Source organism: Paraburkholderia youngii, from assembly GCF_013366925.1.
In the GTDB taxonomy this organism is placed as follows: domain Bacteria; phylum Pseudomonadota; class Gammaproteobacteria; order Burkholderiales; family Burkholderiaceae; genus Paraburkholderia; species Paraburkholderia youngii.
This window is the reverse complement of the sequence record NZ_JAALDK010000001.1, coordinates 3,622,712-3,636,627: the sequence shown is the minus strand read 5'-3', so window position 1 is coordinate 3,636,627 and position 13,916 is coordinate 3,622,712. Positions and strand designations below refer to the sequence as shown.

Below are 13,916 nucleotides of genomic sequence, written 5' to 3'. Positions count from 1 at the left end.
AGCAAGCTCGACGTGAGCTGCGTGCCTGCTGCTGTGACCTCGGCGCTTGCCGCGAATTCAATGCCGGGTTCGGCGCGGATTCAGCGAACCCTGCGCGCTGCGCACTTCGTTGATCGAGGTCGCGACGAGCGCCGTGATCGGCGCCGGCTGGGCGGCCGCCGCATTCCTGAGCGCCGTCCACGTTTCCTGCCGCAGGCGCCGCCGCCGATGCGGCCGCGCTCCGCGCGCGCTCACCCCTCCCCGCTAAACCTGCGCCGATACGCCCCGGGACTCGTCAACGCGATCCGCCGAAAATGCCGCCGCAACGACTCCTCCGAGCCGAACCCCGCCAGCTCGGCGACGCGCGCCATCGGCAGCGGCGTGGCGGCTTCGAGCAACTCACGGGCAAGCGCGACGCGCTCCCTGACGAGCCATTCATAGGGCGCCGTGCCGGTCGCGTCGCGGAACTGCCGTTGCAGCGTGCGCGTGCTCATTGCCGCCCGCCCGGCCAGCGAACTCAGCGTATGCGGCTCGGCCGCATGGCCGCGCATCCAGTCCATCAGCTTCGCGATGCGTCCGCTTTCGTCGTGCGGCATCGGACGCGGCACGAACTGCGCCTGGCCACCCTCGCGATGCGGCGGCACTACGAGCCGTTGCGCGACCCGATTCGCGACCGCGCTGCCATGATCGCGCCGCACCAGATGCAGCAGCATGTCGAGCCCGGCCGCCGATCCCGCCGACGTGATCACCTGCCCTTCATCGACATACAGCGCGTCGGCCCGCACGCGCAGTTGCGGATAGCGCTGCTGCAACTTGTCCGCGTAGCGCCAGTGGGTCGTCACGGTCTTGCCGTCGAGCACGCCGGCCGCCGCGAGCACGAACACCCCCGAGCAGATCGAGCACAGCCGCGCACCGCGCTCGTAGGCCGCGCGGAGCCTGCGCAGCAGCGCGGCCGGCGGCACTTCGTCGGCATCGCGCCAACCCGGAATCACGATCGTGTCGGCGCTCGCGAGCAGCTTCAGCGTGTACGGCGCGGCCAGCGTGATGCCGCCCGCCGCACGGATGGGACCGGGCTCGCCCGCGCAGACCGCGAAGCGATACCACGGCACGCCGAGCTCGGGACGCTCGAGCGCGAACAGTTCCGTCACGCAACCGAATTCGAAGGTGCAGAGCCGGTCGTAGGCCAGCGCGACGACGAGATGATTGTGCATGGCGCGATGTTACCGAAGATTGACGATCACGCCACTTACCGGGTGACCCGCCGCTCGTCACAATCGACTCGGCCACCAGACCACCCGATCAACTCCTCGTTCCTTGCCATGACTCACGACAACCTCACCACCGCTCCGAACGCCGTCACCGCGATTCCCGCCGCCGACAGCGCCGCCGCGATCGCACACTTCCACGCGTCGCTGCGCTTCGAAACCGATTGCGCCGACGTCCACGCCGCGCTCGCGAGCGGCGCGCCCGGCTTCGTGCTGCTCGACGTGCGTAGTCCCGCGCTGTTCGCGCAGGGCCACGTGCCAGGCGCGCTGAATCTGCCGCACGGCAAGATCGTCGCGACGAAGCTCGCGGCCTATGCGCCGGACACGCTGTTCGTCACCTACTGCGCGGGCCCGCACTGCAACGGCGCGGCGCGCGGCGCACTGCGGCTCGCCCGGCTTGGGCGGCCCGTCAAGCTGATGGCGGGCGGCGTCACCGGCTGGCTCGACGAGGGCTTCGCGCTCAGCCGTCAGGACGCCAATCCGTCGTCCGACCCGCGCTCCGCCGCATAGCGCGGCCCGCCCTCGGACAAGCCTTCCAGTGCGGCTCCGCCTTCGTCCGCGAGCCCGTTTTGGCCCCTGTTGGAAAGGCGCAAATAAGTTAAACAAAATGCTAAGAGTGCCGATAAGATGTCAAGCCGCATTCCTCGCGCGGCGAACCCAACATGCAGAGTTCCTACAATTTATGGCTCGTGGCGATTTCGTTCGCGGTCGCCACACTCGCGTCGTACACCGCGCTCGATCTGACGGGCCGCATCTTCCTGCTCGCCTCGGCGCGCCGGCGGCATGCCTGGCGGCTCGGCGGCGCGTTCGCGCTCGGCGTCGGCATCTGGTCGATGCACTTCGTCGCGATGCTCGCGTTCTCGCTGCCGATCCCGCTCGGCTACGACATCGCGATGACCGCCTGTTCGCTGGCGCTCGCGATCGGCGCTTCGTATCTGGCGCTCTTCCTGACGACCCAGCAACGCCTGACGCCTGCCCGGCTGCTGGCGGGCGGCGTGGTGATGGGAATCGGTATCGCCGGCATGCACTACACCGGGATGGCGGCGCTGCGCATGGCGCCCGCCATCCACTATCAGCCTGTATGGTTCGCGGCCTCGATCGCGATCGCGATCGGCGCATCGAGCGCCGCGCTGTGGATGGCGCGCGCGCTCAGCAATGAACACGAGCGTCATATCGCGCGCAAACGTCTGGCCGCGGCGCTGGTGATGGGCGTCGCGATCAGCGGCATGCACTATACGGCGATGGGCGCCGCGGATTTCGCGCCCGGTGCGATCTGCGGCGCGGCCAACGACATGGACGCGCAATGGCTCGCCACCGCGGTGATCCTGCTCACGTTCGCGGTGCTGATCGTCACGCTGATGCTGTCGCGCTTCGACGTGCGCACCACCTTCCTGCTCGGCGCGGTGTCGAAGCTGAACGGCCAGATCGTGCGGCTCGCGACGCTTGACGTGCTGACGGGCCTGCCGAACCGCGCGACACTGACCGAGCGGATCGAGCGCGCGATTAGCGTCGCGCGCCGCCAGCGCTCGTCGTTCGCGGTGCTGTTCATGGATCTCGACGGCTTCAAGACGATCAACGATTCGCTCGGTCACTCGGCCGGCGACGCGGTGCTGTCCGCCTTCGCGCAACGTCTGCAGCAATGCGTGCGTTCGAGCGACACCGTCGCGCGGCTCGGCGGCGACGAGTTCGTCGTGCTCGCGGAACATCTTACCTGCGGCGAAGACGCGGCCGCGCTCGCCGACGGCGTGCTCGAGCGGATGCGCCAGGGCACGTGGAGCGACGAACAACCGCTGCAGGTGATGCCAAGCATCGGCATTGCGCTCTATCCGCGCGATGGCGAGAGCGTCGAGACGCTGCTCCAGCACGCGGACGCCGCGATGTACGAAGCGAAGCGCGCCGGCCGCGGCACCTACCGCTTCTTCGAGCGCAGCATGAACGAGGCCGCCACGCGCACGCTGCAGATCCAGCAAGTGCTGCACGACGCCTTCGCGAACGAGCGTTTTTCGCTGCTGTTCCAGCCGAAGTTTCAGCACGGCGGCGACGCGCTCGCGGGCGCCGAGGCGCTGATCCGCCTGCACGATCCGGAGCTGGGCGCGCTGACGCCGGCCGAATTCATCCCGGTCGCCGAGCGCTCCGGGCAGATCGTGCAGATCGGCTACTGGGTCGTGCGCGAGACCTGCCGGCGCATTCGCGGCTGGATCGAACAGGGCCTGCCGGCGATGAAGGTGGCGATCAATCTGTCGCCGCGTCAGTTGCTGCAGCCGGACCTCGTCGAGACGATCCAGGAGATCGTCAGGAACGAGGGTGTCGCCTGCGAGCAGATCATGTTCGAGATCACCGAGAGCGTCGCGATGCAGGACGCCGCGCGCACCGTCGAAGTGATCCGCGCGTTTCAGGCGAGCGGCTTCGACATCTCGATCGACGACTTCGGCACCGGCTATTCGAGCCTCGCCTATCTGCAGCGCTTTCAGGTGAAGCAGCTGAAGATCGACCGCTTCTTCACCCACGGTCTCGACGCGAACGGCGCGGCGGGCAGCGCGATCGTGTCGGCGATCATCGCGCTCGCGCACTCACTCGAAATGGACGTGGTCGCCGAGGGCGTCGAGACTCAATCGCAGCTCGACAAGCTGCGCTCGATGATGTGCGACGAAATGCAGGGCTACCTGCTCGGCAAGCCAGTCAGCGCCGACGACTTCGGCGCCATGCTACGCAGCAGAACGATGGGCGCGAGCGGAGTGGCTATCTAGGCAGCGTCTCTCCCAACGCCGCGAGCCGTTCGGTCAACGCCGCGCTCGCGCGCGTCATCGGCAAGCGCAGTTCGTTGCGCACCCACCCCGTCGCCGCGAGCAGCGCCTTCATCGGCGCGGGATTCGGTTCCGCGAACGCGAACTGGATCTGCGGCACGAGCGCGTGAAAAATGCGCCGTCCTTCGTCGAGCTTGCCCTCCGTCAACGCGCGGTACAGCGCGACGAAGCGCTCGGGCCGCCAATGCGCGGATGCCGCGATCGCTCCACTGCCACCCGCGCACACCGTCGAGAAGACCTCGAGGTCGTTGCCCGCGAGCACCTGCAGACGGCCGTCGCGAATCAGCGCGAGCGTCGTGTCGAGCGAACCGGCGCAATCCTTGATCGCCTGAATTCGCGGATGCGCGGCGAGCGTCAGCAGCGTGTCGAGTTCGAGCCACACGCCGGTGCGCTGCGGAATGTCGTAGAGCACGACCGGATGCGCGCTCGCGTCGGCCAGCGCGCTGAAATGCGCGACGATGCCGTCCTGCGCGGGCCGCGTGTAATACGGCGCGGCGATCAGCACGCCGGCAATCGGCAACGGATTCAACTGCTCTATCCGCGCGAGCATGCTCGCCGTGTGATTGCCCGAGACGCCGACCAGCACAGGCAACGGACGCCGCTGCGCGTCGGTGGCGTCGGTGGCGTCGGCGTCGGCCTGCGCGGCGTCGAGAATCGTCGCGAGCACGGCGTCCTGTTCGGCGGCGTCGAGCGTGGCGGGCTCGCCGGTCGTGCCGAGCGCGACGAGCCCAGCCACGCCAGTGTCCGCATAGCGGCGCACCAGCGCGCGCAACGCGGCGTGATCGACGGCGCCGTCGGCGAACGGCGTAATCAGCGGAATCCAGATACCCGAGAAATCAGACATGTTTTCTACCTCGATGACGACCGTATCGAATCCGGGTCAGCGGTGCGAGGGAGAACACAGGAGAAAGCCGCAGGCGGGCGGTCGACCGGTCGTTCCGTCGCACATCTGACGACGGAACTGCGCGCTCCGGTCAGATGAGCGGCTGTTTTTTGGCTTTGGCGCCGACGTTACGCGAAACACCGTTCGCGCGTGCAACCGCCGCGCTCGCCAAAGTGGCGCGGGCGAAGGTCGACGAACGGAGCGGGAACATAGGGCCGGAGTGCATGAGCCGCAGTGTAACCGCGAAACCCGCGCCACGGGGCCTTCGGCGCGTCATGAAGCAGCTCGCGCAGGAAAACGCTTGACATCTACGCGCCGGCAACTAATATACGCACCGCGTACATCAACGCGTTTTGCTGTCTGACTCCCGCCGACCCCACACTTGCGACAGGTGCCCTCATGAGCGTTCCGCAACAAGCCTTCCTACGCGATGCGATGCGTCGCCTGAACATGACGCGCGATACGTTCGCTAACCGCATCGGCGTGTCGCGCCGGGCGCTGGATACGTGGCTGCTGCCGGACGACTCGCAGGAATCGCGGGCGATGCCGGAAATCGTCGAGCGCTTCGTGTCGGAGATCGTCGCCAATACGGAGCCGGGCGAAGGATATACGCAAAGCGTAGACTCGCAATCGCTTGCAAGCCAGATGCTGTTCGAGGGCAAGCCGCAGTTGCTGTCGGTCGATCAGTTTTCGCGCGACTCGGTCGAGGCGCTCTTTCGCGTCGCCGACATCATGCAGCCGATCGCGCGGCGCCGCAAAATCTCGCGCGTGCTCGAAGGCGCGGTGCTCGGCAATCTGTTCTTCGAGGCGAGCACCCGTACCCGCGTGAGCTTCGGCGCGGCGTTCTGCCGGCTCGGCGGCTCGGTGTGCGACACCACCGGCTTCACGTTTTCTTCGATGGCGAAGGGCGAATCGATCTACGACACGAGCCGCGTGATGAGCGGCTATGTCGACGCGCTGGTGATCCGCCACCCGGAGCAAGGCTCGGTCGCCGAATTCGCGCGCGCGACCAACGTGCCGGTGATCAACGGCGGCGACGGTCCCGGCGAGCATCCGAGCCAGGCGCTGCTCGATCTGTACACGATCCAGCGTGAGTTCTCGCGCCTGGGCAAGATCGTCGACGGCGCGCATATCGCGCTGGTCGGCGACCTCAAGTACGGACGTACCGTGCATTCGCTCGTGAAGCTGCTGGCGCTGTATCGCGGCATCAAGTTCACGCTGATTTCGCCGCCGATGCTCGAAATGCCGGGCTATATCGTCGAGCAGATTTCGCGCAATGGTCACGTGATCGAACAGACGCATGACCTGCGCACCGGTCTGCGCGGCGCCGACGTCGTGTATGCGACGCGCATCCAGAAGGAGCGCTTCGCCGACGAATCGTTCGAAGGCTACACGCCCGACTTCCAGATCAACCAGGCGCTCGTCGATAGCGTGTGCGGCGCCGACACGCTGATCATGCATCCGCTGCCGCGCGACAGCCGCCCCGGCGCGAACGATCTGAGCACCGACCTCAACCACGATTCACGGCTCGCGATTTTCCGGCAGACCGACAACGGCATTCCGGTGCGAATGGCGATTTTCGCGGTACTGCTCGGCGTTGACAAACAGGTCCAGCATTCGATGCGCGATGCCACATGGCGCCCGCCCGTCTACCTGGGACCGGACGACGCGGTATTTCACGGAATCGATTGACGCGGACAGCCGCGTGCGCCGCTCAAGCCGCGGCCGCGGCGCGTGCGTCACGCACTTCGCGCGCCGCCTGCCTGAACGTGCCGGCAAAGAACAGCACCTGGTATTTGACCGCGTTCGACCAGTACTTCCATGTATGGCCGCCGGGCCGCTCCGCGTAATCGTGCGGCACGCCGAGTTCGACGAGCCGCTCGTGCAGCAGACGGTTCGACTGCACGAGCGAGTCGTTCATGCCGCAATCGATCGTCAGTGCGATATGGTCGCGGCCGAAATCCTCCGCGCTGGCGACGATCGCTTCGCTATCCCAGAAGTCCGCATGTTGGGATGGGTCGCCGAACACCCGTGCGATGCCGGGCTCGTCCTCGCTGCTGCGCGGGTCCACCGCACCGCTGATGCTGCCCGCCGCGCCGAACGCATCGGGCATGTCGAGCGCGATGCGTAGCGCGCCGAATCCACCCATGCTCAAGCCCGTGATCGCGCGCGCCTGCCTCGTCGCGATCGTGCGGAAATGGCTGTCGATATAGCCCACCACTTCGGTGCCCACGTAGGTTTCATAGCGACTGCGCGGATCGACGGGACTATCGATGTACCAGCTATCGCGGCCGCCGTCGGGCATCACGAGGATCACGTGATAGCGATCGGCGAGCTTGCCGATATGCGAATTCGCGGTCCAGTCCGTGTAGTCGCCGCCTGAGCCGTGCAGCACATAGACGACCGGAAAGCGCGCGGCCTGGTTGCCGCGCGCGTACTGATCGGGCAGCACGACGGTGGCGTCGAACGTACGATGCATCGCCGCGCTCGGGATCGTGACGACGCGCGACTGGAACGCCCACGCCGGCGATGCGATCAGCATCAAAATGAGCCAGAACCTACGAACTGGATTCATGGTGGGTCGCCCTTCCGCTCGATTCAGCTACGTTCCGGCTGCTTACCTTCGTCAGGCATCCAGAATAAAGCCGTCCTGGCATGCTTCTGCCTGTGTCCGCCGACGACTCTAGCAATGGCGACTTACAACCAAATTTCAGCGAAACATACGATCCAGTCAGGCTTCAGCCGCTTGGTTCGCTTGCGATGCGCTCGCCGCGCCGACATCTTCGACGTGCACGGCAAACCCAACCTGCCCCGGCGCCAGATCGTCCCGCAATGTGAGCGCCGGAATCTCATACGCACCGCCGTTTTGCGGCCGGAACGCGATCGGCGCGCTCGTCCACAGCGTGTCGAGCCGTCGCCCGAGCGCCGCGCTGACCTCGGCATACTTCGCGTCGTCGACACGGCTCGTGCGATAGACGACGAACGGCGGCAATACGTCGAAGCCCGGGTAATACAGCACGCCGTGCTGGATCGGGAACAGCACGTCGTCGATCGGACCGTTGATGCCACGCGCGCTGTAGTGCGACTCCCACCCGCCCGTCGTGACGACCAGCATCGCGCGCTTGCCCGCGAAACGGCCCTCGCCGTAACGCTCGCCCCAGCGCGCATCGGAATGTTCGCCGACGCCGTACGCAAGACCGTACGCATAGACGCGCTCCACCCAGCCCTTCATGATCGCCGGCATCGAGAACCACCACAGCGGAAACTGCAGGATCACCGCATCGGCCCACTTCAGTTTGTCCTGCTCGCGCGCGATGTCCTCGCGCTGCAAGCCGTTCTCGAACGCATGCTTCGATTCGAGCGACGCGAAAAAGCGCTCGGCGCTATGACGCTCGCTGGTGTCGTGTGCATCGAGCGACGCTTTCCAGTTCATCGCGTACAGATCGGACACCTGCACCGTATGGCCGGCCCGCTCGAGATGACGGACTGCGAAGTCCTTCAGCGAACCGTTCAACGATTTCGGTTCGGGATGCGCATAGATGATAAGAACGTTCATGACGAGACCTTCGTGGCTGAAAACAGTCACGATAGTCATCGCCGAGGTATATTGGAAATGAATTCCGAACATGTCAGGTATTGCCGTGGTTAATCCCAGAAGACTCGACCTGAACCTGCTGGTCACGCTCGATGTGCTGCTCGAAGAGCACAACGTGACTCGCGCCGCCGAACGGCTGAACTTCTCGCAGCCGTCGGTCAGCGTGCATCTGGCGAAACTGCGCGACGTATTCGGCGATCCGCTGCTATTGCCCGGACCGCGCGGCATGCGGCCCACCGCGAAAGCGCAGGCACTGCGCGAGCCGCTACGCGAAGCGCTCGAAACACTGCAGCGCGCGGTCGCGCCAACCAGCCCGTTCGATCCGGCCGCGGCGACGCAAACCTGGCGCATCGCCGCAACGGACTACGCGGAGTCGACGATCATCCTGCCGATGCTGGCGGGCTTGCGCGCGGCGGCACCCGGCACGCGTCTCGCGATCGTCGAGGCGGTGCCGCCGCGGCTCGCTCGCCAGGCCGAACAGGGCGACATCGATATCGGCTTTCATACCAGCGAAGGCGCGCCCGAAGGCTTGCGCCGTCGCGTGCTGTTTGCCGAGCGCTACGTGCTGGTCGGCCGCGCGGGTCATCCGAAGCTGAAGCGCCGGCCCACTCTGGCGCAGTTCTGCAAGCTCGAACACGTGATCGTATCGCCCGATGGCGGCGGCTTTTTCGGCGTCACCGACGAGACACTCGCTAAGCTGGGGCTCGCGCGCAAGGTCGTGCTGTCGGTGCCGCACTTTCTGTTCATGCAGTCGGTGCTCGCGAGCACCGATCTCGTGGGGATGCTGCCCGCGCGTCTCGTGCGCGGCTCGGACACATTGCGGATGGTCGAGCCGCCGGTCGAGGTGCCGGGCTACGAGATGGCGATGCTCTGGCATGAGCGTGTGCATCGCGATCCCGCGCATCAATGGTTGCGCGAGTTTATTGCGGCGTCGGTGTGAACGGCGTGCAATCGCTCCGTGCACCCCGGCGCGCGCTTCACGCAACGCGCCGCCCTTTGACCGGATAGCCGGGGTCCGTATAACCATGCGTGGATGCATGCCCCGGCGCAACCAGACTGTCGACGAGTTGTTCATCGTCGGGACCGAGTTGAAATTGCAAAGCTTCCATGTAGCTGTCCCAGTGCGCCTCGGTACGCGGCCCGGCAATCGTGCTGGTGACGAGGCGGTTGTGCAGCACCCATGCCAGCGCAAACGCTATCGACGTCGTGCCGCGCCGTGCCGCATGTTCGGCGATGGTCCGCGCGATCTTCAGCGACTCGGGACGCCACTCCGTTTGCTGGATGCGCTTGTCGCCGCGGCCGGCGCGCGAGTCGGCAGGCGGCGGCACATCTTGCGAGTATTTGCCGCTGAGCACGCCGCGCGCGAGCGGGCTATACGATACGACGCCGAGCCCGTAGTGTTGCGCGGCCGGTAATTGCTCGACTTCGGCGCTGCGGTCGACCAGGTTGTACAGCGGCTCGCTCGCGACGGGCCTGTCGATCCCGCATTGATCGGCCAGATGTGCGATCTCGGCGATGCGCCAGCCGCGAAAATTCGACACGCCGAAATAACGAACCTTGCCCTCGCGGATCAAATCCGCGATCGCGCGCACGCCCTCTTCGAGTGGTGCATCGTCGAGCGCGCGGTGAAAGTACAGGATGTCGAGATAGTCGGTGCCGAGCCGCTTCAGGCTCGCCTCGACCGACTGCATGATCCACTTGCGCGACTGCCCCTGCCGGTTCGGCCCAGACGCGGCTGGAAAGCCGAACTTGGTCGCGACGACCCAGTCGTCGCGACGTCCCGCGATCGCACGGCCGACGATTTCCTCGGAGCGGCCCGCGTGATAGACGTCGGCCGTGTCGATGAAATTGACGCCCTGATCGTAGGCCTTGTCGATGATGCGCGCCGATGTCGCCTCGTCGGTCTCGCCGCCGAACATCATCGCGCCAAGACATAGCGGCGACACATTGAGGGCGCTGCGGCCCAGATAGTGGTAATCCATCCGTCAGTCTCCTTTACGCACCCCGGCGTCGCGGCTTGCGAAAACCTGCCGTGCCACCGCAAGCGCGGTGCTCGCGGTCGGCCAGCCCGAATAAAATGCGAGGTGCGTGATCAGCTCGATCAGCTCATCGCGCGTAACGCCGTTATCGAGCGCCTTGCCGATATGAAACGGCAGTTCGTTGCTGCGATAGAGCGCAACAAGGCTCGCCACCGTAATCAAGCTGCGCTCGCGTGGCGACAGCCCCGGACGCTCCCACACCTCGCCGAAGAGAATCCGGTCGGTGTAGTCCGCCAGTGCCGGTGCGACATCGCCGAATGCATTGCGAGCCGTGCTGGGCTGCGCTTCCGATTTCGATTTCGTCTCTGCGTGATTCGTCATTGCCTGAGCTCCTGCTCGATCTACCTGCGTAGCTTCCAAATCTAATCGCTGCGCGCAGATGCGACTAGCCGGTAGAATCGGCAAAACCTCATGAACGGGATTCATGAATGCCGCGCGAAAACTTCAACGACCTGCTCGCGTTCATCGCGGTCGCCCGCGAACGCAGCTTCACCAAAGCGGCCGCCAAACTCGGCGTGTCGCAATCGGCGCTGAGCCATACGATGCGCGGCCTCGAAGCGCGGCTCGGCATTCGTCTGCTCACGCGCACCACGCGCAGCGTCTCGCCTACGCCCGCTGGCGAGCGACTGTTGAACAGCGTCGCACCGCGTTTCATCGAGATCGAGGAAGAACTCGCGGCGCTGGGCGAACTGCGCGACAAACCCGCCGGCACGATCCGCATCACGACCGACGAGCATGCGGCGAACACGATCCTGCAGCCGAAACTCGCGCAACTGCTGCCGGAGTACCCCGACATCAAGGTGGAAGTCGTCATCGATTTCGGGCTGACCGATATCGTCGCGCAACGCTACGACGTCGGCATCCGTCTCGGCGATCAGGTCGCGAAAGACATGATCGCGGTGCGCATCGCGCCGGACCTGCGCATGGCGGTGGTCGGCGCGCCCGGCTACTTCGCGAAGCACAAGCGCCCGCGAAAACCGCAGGACCTGACCGAACACAATTGCATCAATCTGCGCCTGCCGACTTACGGCGGTCTGTTCGCGTGGGAGTTCGAGAAGGATGGACACGAACTGAAGGTGCGCGTCGAAGGTCAGCTCGTGTTCAACGGCACCGGACAGATGCTGAGCGCAGCGCTCGCCGGAGGCGGCCTCGCTTATGTGCCGGAAGATCTGGCACGGCCGTATGTCGCCGCTGGGCAACTAAAGCAGGTCCTCAAGGATTGGTGCCCGACGTTTCAGGGCTATCACCTGTATTACCCGAGCCGCCGGCAATCGTCGAGAGCGCTCGTGATGTTGATCGACGCGCTGCGGTATCGGCCGTAGAGCGCCGCCGTGCCGTCAACGCGATTCGGGCGGGCGACGGCAGATCCGGACCGCCGTCGCCCGTTGCAAACGACGCATGGTGCAAAGCCGACCTTCAGCCCTTTTCAGCGCCGATCGCATCCAGTTGATCGAGCACTTCGTCGCTGAGCTTCAACTTCGCCGACTGCAGGTTTTCGCGCAGATGTGCCACCGAAGACGTGCCCGGAATCAGCAGAATGTTAGGCGCCCGATGCAATAGCCAGGCAAGCGCGACCTGCATCGGTGTCGCCTCGAGCTTGCGCGCAAGCTCCGACAGCTCCGACGATTGAATCGGCGTAAAGCCACCCAGCGGAAAAAACGGCACGTAGGCAATGCCCTGCTCCGCGAGCGCATCGATCAATGCATCGTCGTCGCGATGCACGAGGTTGTAATGGTTCTGGACGCACACGACCTTCGTGATGCGCTGCGCTTCGGCAATCTGCGCGGCCGTCACGTTGCTCAGGCCGATATGACGCACGAGCCCGCGCTGCCGCAGTTCGGCGAGCGCCGTGACCTGCTTTTCGATCGAGCCCTCGCTCGGCTCGTGCACGTTGCCCATCACGCGCATGTTGACCACGTCGAGCGCATCGAGCCCGAGGTTGCGAAGATTGTCGTGCACCGCGCGCTCGAGATCGGCGGGCTCCTGCGCCGGCAGCCAGGCGCCGGCGCTGTCGCGCACCGCGCCGACCTTCGTGACGATCGTCAGATCGCGCGGGTACGGGTGCAGCGCCTCGCGGATCACCTGGTTGGTCACGTGCGGCCCGTAAAAATCGCTGGTATCGATGTGGTCGACGCCCGACGCGACCGCCTCGCGCAGCACCGCGAGCGCTGCGTCGCGGTCTTTCGGCGGCCCGAATACGCCGGGGCCGGCCAGCTGCATCGCGCCGTAGCCCATGCGCCGCACCGCACGGCCGGCTAGCACGAAAGTGTCGATGGAGCTGAAGTTCGGCATCACGATCTCCTTGTGAAGTGATGAGCGGCAGTATCGCCGGAATTGCGTTGTTGAATAAACGGGTCTAACTTGTACGGGTTGTTCAAAATTCTGCACAATCAATCGTCATGGAACTGAATGATCTGGCCGCCTTCGTGTCGGTTTGCCGCGCGGGCGGCTTTCGCGACGCGGCGCGCGTGAGCGGCGTGTCGGCGTCGAGTCTGAGCGTCGCGGTGCGGCGTCTTGAAACGAAACTCGGGCTGCGCCTGTTGAACCGCACCACGCGCAGCGTCGCGCCGACCGAAGCCGGGCTGCGTCTGATCGAGAAGCTGACGCCGCTGTTCGGCGAAATGGAAGCGGCGCTCGATGTGCTGAACGGCTTTCGCGACAAGCCGACCGGCACGCTGAAGCTCAATGTGCCGTCGAGCGTCGCGCGCATCGTGCTGCCCGACGTGCTCGCGCGCTTTTTGAAGCAGTACCCGGACATTCGCGTCGAGGTCGTCGTGGAGGATGGTTTCGTCGATGTGCTGTCGATCGGTTGCGATGCGGGCATTCGCTACGACGAGCGCCTCGAGCAGGACATGATCGCGGTGCCGATCGGCGCACGCGTGCAGCGCTTCGCGACCGCCGCGTCGCCTGCGTATCTCGACGCGAACGGCCGTCCGGAGCATCCCAGCGAACTGCTCGCGCATGCCTGTCTGCGCGGCCAGTTCGCGAGCGGAGCGATGCCGACCTGGTACTTCGAGCGCGATGGCGAGCTGCTGCAATTGAATCCGACCGGACCGCTGCTGGTGCGGCCTGGCGCCGCGATCGACCTCGCGGTCAGCGGCGCGGTCGCGGGTCTCGGGATCATTCACCTGTTCGAAGACATGCTGCGCCCGCATCTGGACAGCGGCGCGCTCGAAGCGATTCTCGAACCGTGGTGGCAGCGGTTTTCAGGGCCCTTCCTGTACTATCCGGGCCATCGTCATGTGCCCGCGCCGCTGCGCGCGTTCGTCGATTTCCTGAAGGCCGACTCAACCGATGTGCTGAACGACGACGTGGCACGCGCTTGACTTGCTCACACCACGGCAATCGCGG

14 protein-coding genes are annotated in these 13,916 nt (G+C 65.7%); 6 read left to right on the top strand and 8 right to left on the bottom strand.

Going from position 1 to position 13,916, the window contains the following annotated elements:
- Positions 1 to 57: 57 nt before the first annotated feature.
- Complete coding sequence (locus tag G5S42_RS16745) at positions 58 to 234, bottom strand: hypothetical protein (protein WP_176107774.1); 177 nt, start codon at positions 232 to 234, stop codon at positions 58 to 60.
- Positions 231 to 1,190 carry a transcriptional regulator FtrA gene (gene ftrA, locus G5S42_RS16740; RefSeq protein WP_176107773.1) on the bottom strand — a complete coding sequence of 320 codons (960 nt, stop codon included), beginning with the start codon at positions 1,188 to 1,190 and terminating at the stop codon, positions 231 to 233. Before ftrA ends, G5S42_RS16745 begins: the two co-directional genes overlap by 4 nt.
- Positions 1,191 to 1,298: 108 nt before the next feature.
- On the opposite strand from ftrA, the gene G5S42_RS16735 reads away from it, so the two are divergent.
- On the top strand, positions 1,299 to 1,754 hold the full coding sequence (locus tag G5S42_RS16735; RefSeq protein ID WP_176107772.1) for a rhodanese-like domain-containing protein: 456 nt from the start codon (positions 1,299 to 1,301) through the stop codon (positions 1,752 to 1,754).
- Positions 1,755 to 1,906: 152 nt separating this feature from the next.
- Positions 1,907 to 3,991: a putative bifunctional diguanylate cyclase/phosphodiesterase gene (locus G5S42_RS16730; RefSeq protein ID WP_176107771.1), complete on the top strand. Its 2,085-nt coding sequence runs from the start codon at positions 1,907 to 1,909 to the stop codon at positions 3,989 to 3,991.
- Here G5S42_RS16730 and dapA read toward each other — a convergent pair.
- The gene (dapA, locus tag G5S42_RS16725; RefSeq protein ID WP_176107770.1) at positions 3,984 to 4,892 is read right to left on the bottom strand and encodes a 4-hydroxy-tetrahydrodipicolinate synthase; all 909 of its coding nucleotides are present in this window, start codon (positions 4,890 to 4,892) and stop codon (positions 3,984 to 3,986) included. The genes G5S42_RS16730 and dapA overlap by 8 nt on opposite strands.
- A gap of 438 nt (positions 4,893 to 5,330) precedes the next feature.
- Between dapA and G5S42_RS16720 the strand changes: the two genes are divergently transcribed.
- Positions 5,331 to 6,623, top strand: a complete 1,293-nt coding sequence (locus tag G5S42_RS16720; RefSeq protein ID WP_176107769.1) for an aspartate carbamoyltransferase — start codon at positions 5,331 to 5,333, stop codon at positions 6,621 to 6,623.
- Between the two features lie 22 nt (positions 6,624 to 6,645).
- Here G5S42_RS16720 and G5S42_RS16715 read toward each other — a convergent pair whose 3' ends face one another.
- Positions 6,646 to 7,506 carry an alpha/beta hydrolase gene (locus G5S42_RS16715; protein ID WP_176107768.1) on the bottom strand — a complete coding sequence of 287 codons (861 nt, stop codon included), beginning with the start codon at positions 7,504 to 7,506 and terminating at the stop codon, positions 6,646 to 6,648.
- Positions 7,507 to 7,662: 156 nt separating this feature from the next.
- The gene (locus tag G5S42_RS16710) at positions 7,663 to 8,487 is read right to left on the bottom strand and encodes an NAD(P)H-dependent oxidoreductase (RefSeq protein WP_176107767.1); all 825 of its coding nucleotides are present in this window, start codon (positions 8,485 to 8,487) and stop codon (positions 7,663 to 7,665) included.
- 70 nt (positions 8,488 to 8,557) lie between these two features.
- Here G5S42_RS16710 and G5S42_RS16705 point away from each other — a divergent pair, with 70 nt between their 5' ends.
- The gene (locus G5S42_RS16705) at positions 8,558 to 9,466 is read left to right on the top strand and encodes a LysR family transcriptional regulator (protein WP_176107766.1); all 909 of its coding nucleotides are present in this window, start codon (positions 8,558 to 8,560) and stop codon (positions 9,464 to 9,466) included.
- 37 nt (positions 9,467 to 9,503) lie between these two features.
- On the opposite strand, the gene G5S42_RS16700 is transcribed toward G5S42_RS16705, so the two are convergent.
- Entirely contained in the window at positions 9,504 to 10,508 is a 1,005-nt protein-coding gene (locus G5S42_RS16700; protein ID WP_176107765.1) for an aldo/keto reductase, read from the bottom strand.
- A 3-nt stretch (positions 10,509 to 10,511) separates the two neighbouring features.
- The gene (locus tag G5S42_RS16695) at positions 10,512 to 10,886 is read right to left on the bottom strand and encodes a carboxymuconolactone decarboxylase family protein (RefSeq protein ID WP_176107764.1); all 375 of its coding nucleotides are present in this window, start codon (positions 10,884 to 10,886) and stop codon (positions 10,512 to 10,514) included.
- Between the two features lie 107 nt (positions 10,887 to 10,993).
- Between G5S42_RS16695 and G5S42_RS16690 the strand changes: the two genes are divergently transcribed.
- Positions 10,994 to 11,887 (top strand): LysR family transcriptional regulator, encoded by an 894-nt coding sequence (locus tag G5S42_RS16690; RefSeq protein WP_176107763.1) that lies wholly within the window; start codon positions 10,994 to 10,996, stop codon positions 11,885 to 11,887.
- 94 nt (positions 11,888 to 11,981) lie between these two features.
- On the opposite strand, the gene G5S42_RS16685 is transcribed toward G5S42_RS16690, so the two are convergent.
- Positions 11,982 to 12,857 (bottom strand): aldo/keto reductase family oxidoreductase, encoded by an 876-nt coding sequence (locus G5S42_RS16685; RefSeq protein WP_176107762.1) that lies wholly within the window; start codon positions 12,855 to 12,857, stop codon positions 11,982 to 11,984.
- Positions 12,858 to 12,964: 107 nt separating this feature from the next.
- Between G5S42_RS16685 and G5S42_RS16680 the strand changes: the two genes are divergently transcribed.
- Positions 12,965 to 13,891: a LysR family transcriptional regulator gene (locus tag G5S42_RS16680; RefSeq protein ID WP_176107761.1), complete on the top strand. Its 927-nt coding sequence runs from the start codon at positions 12,965 to 12,967 to the stop codon at positions 13,889 to 13,891.
- Positions 13,892 to 13,916: the final 25 nt, after the last annotated feature.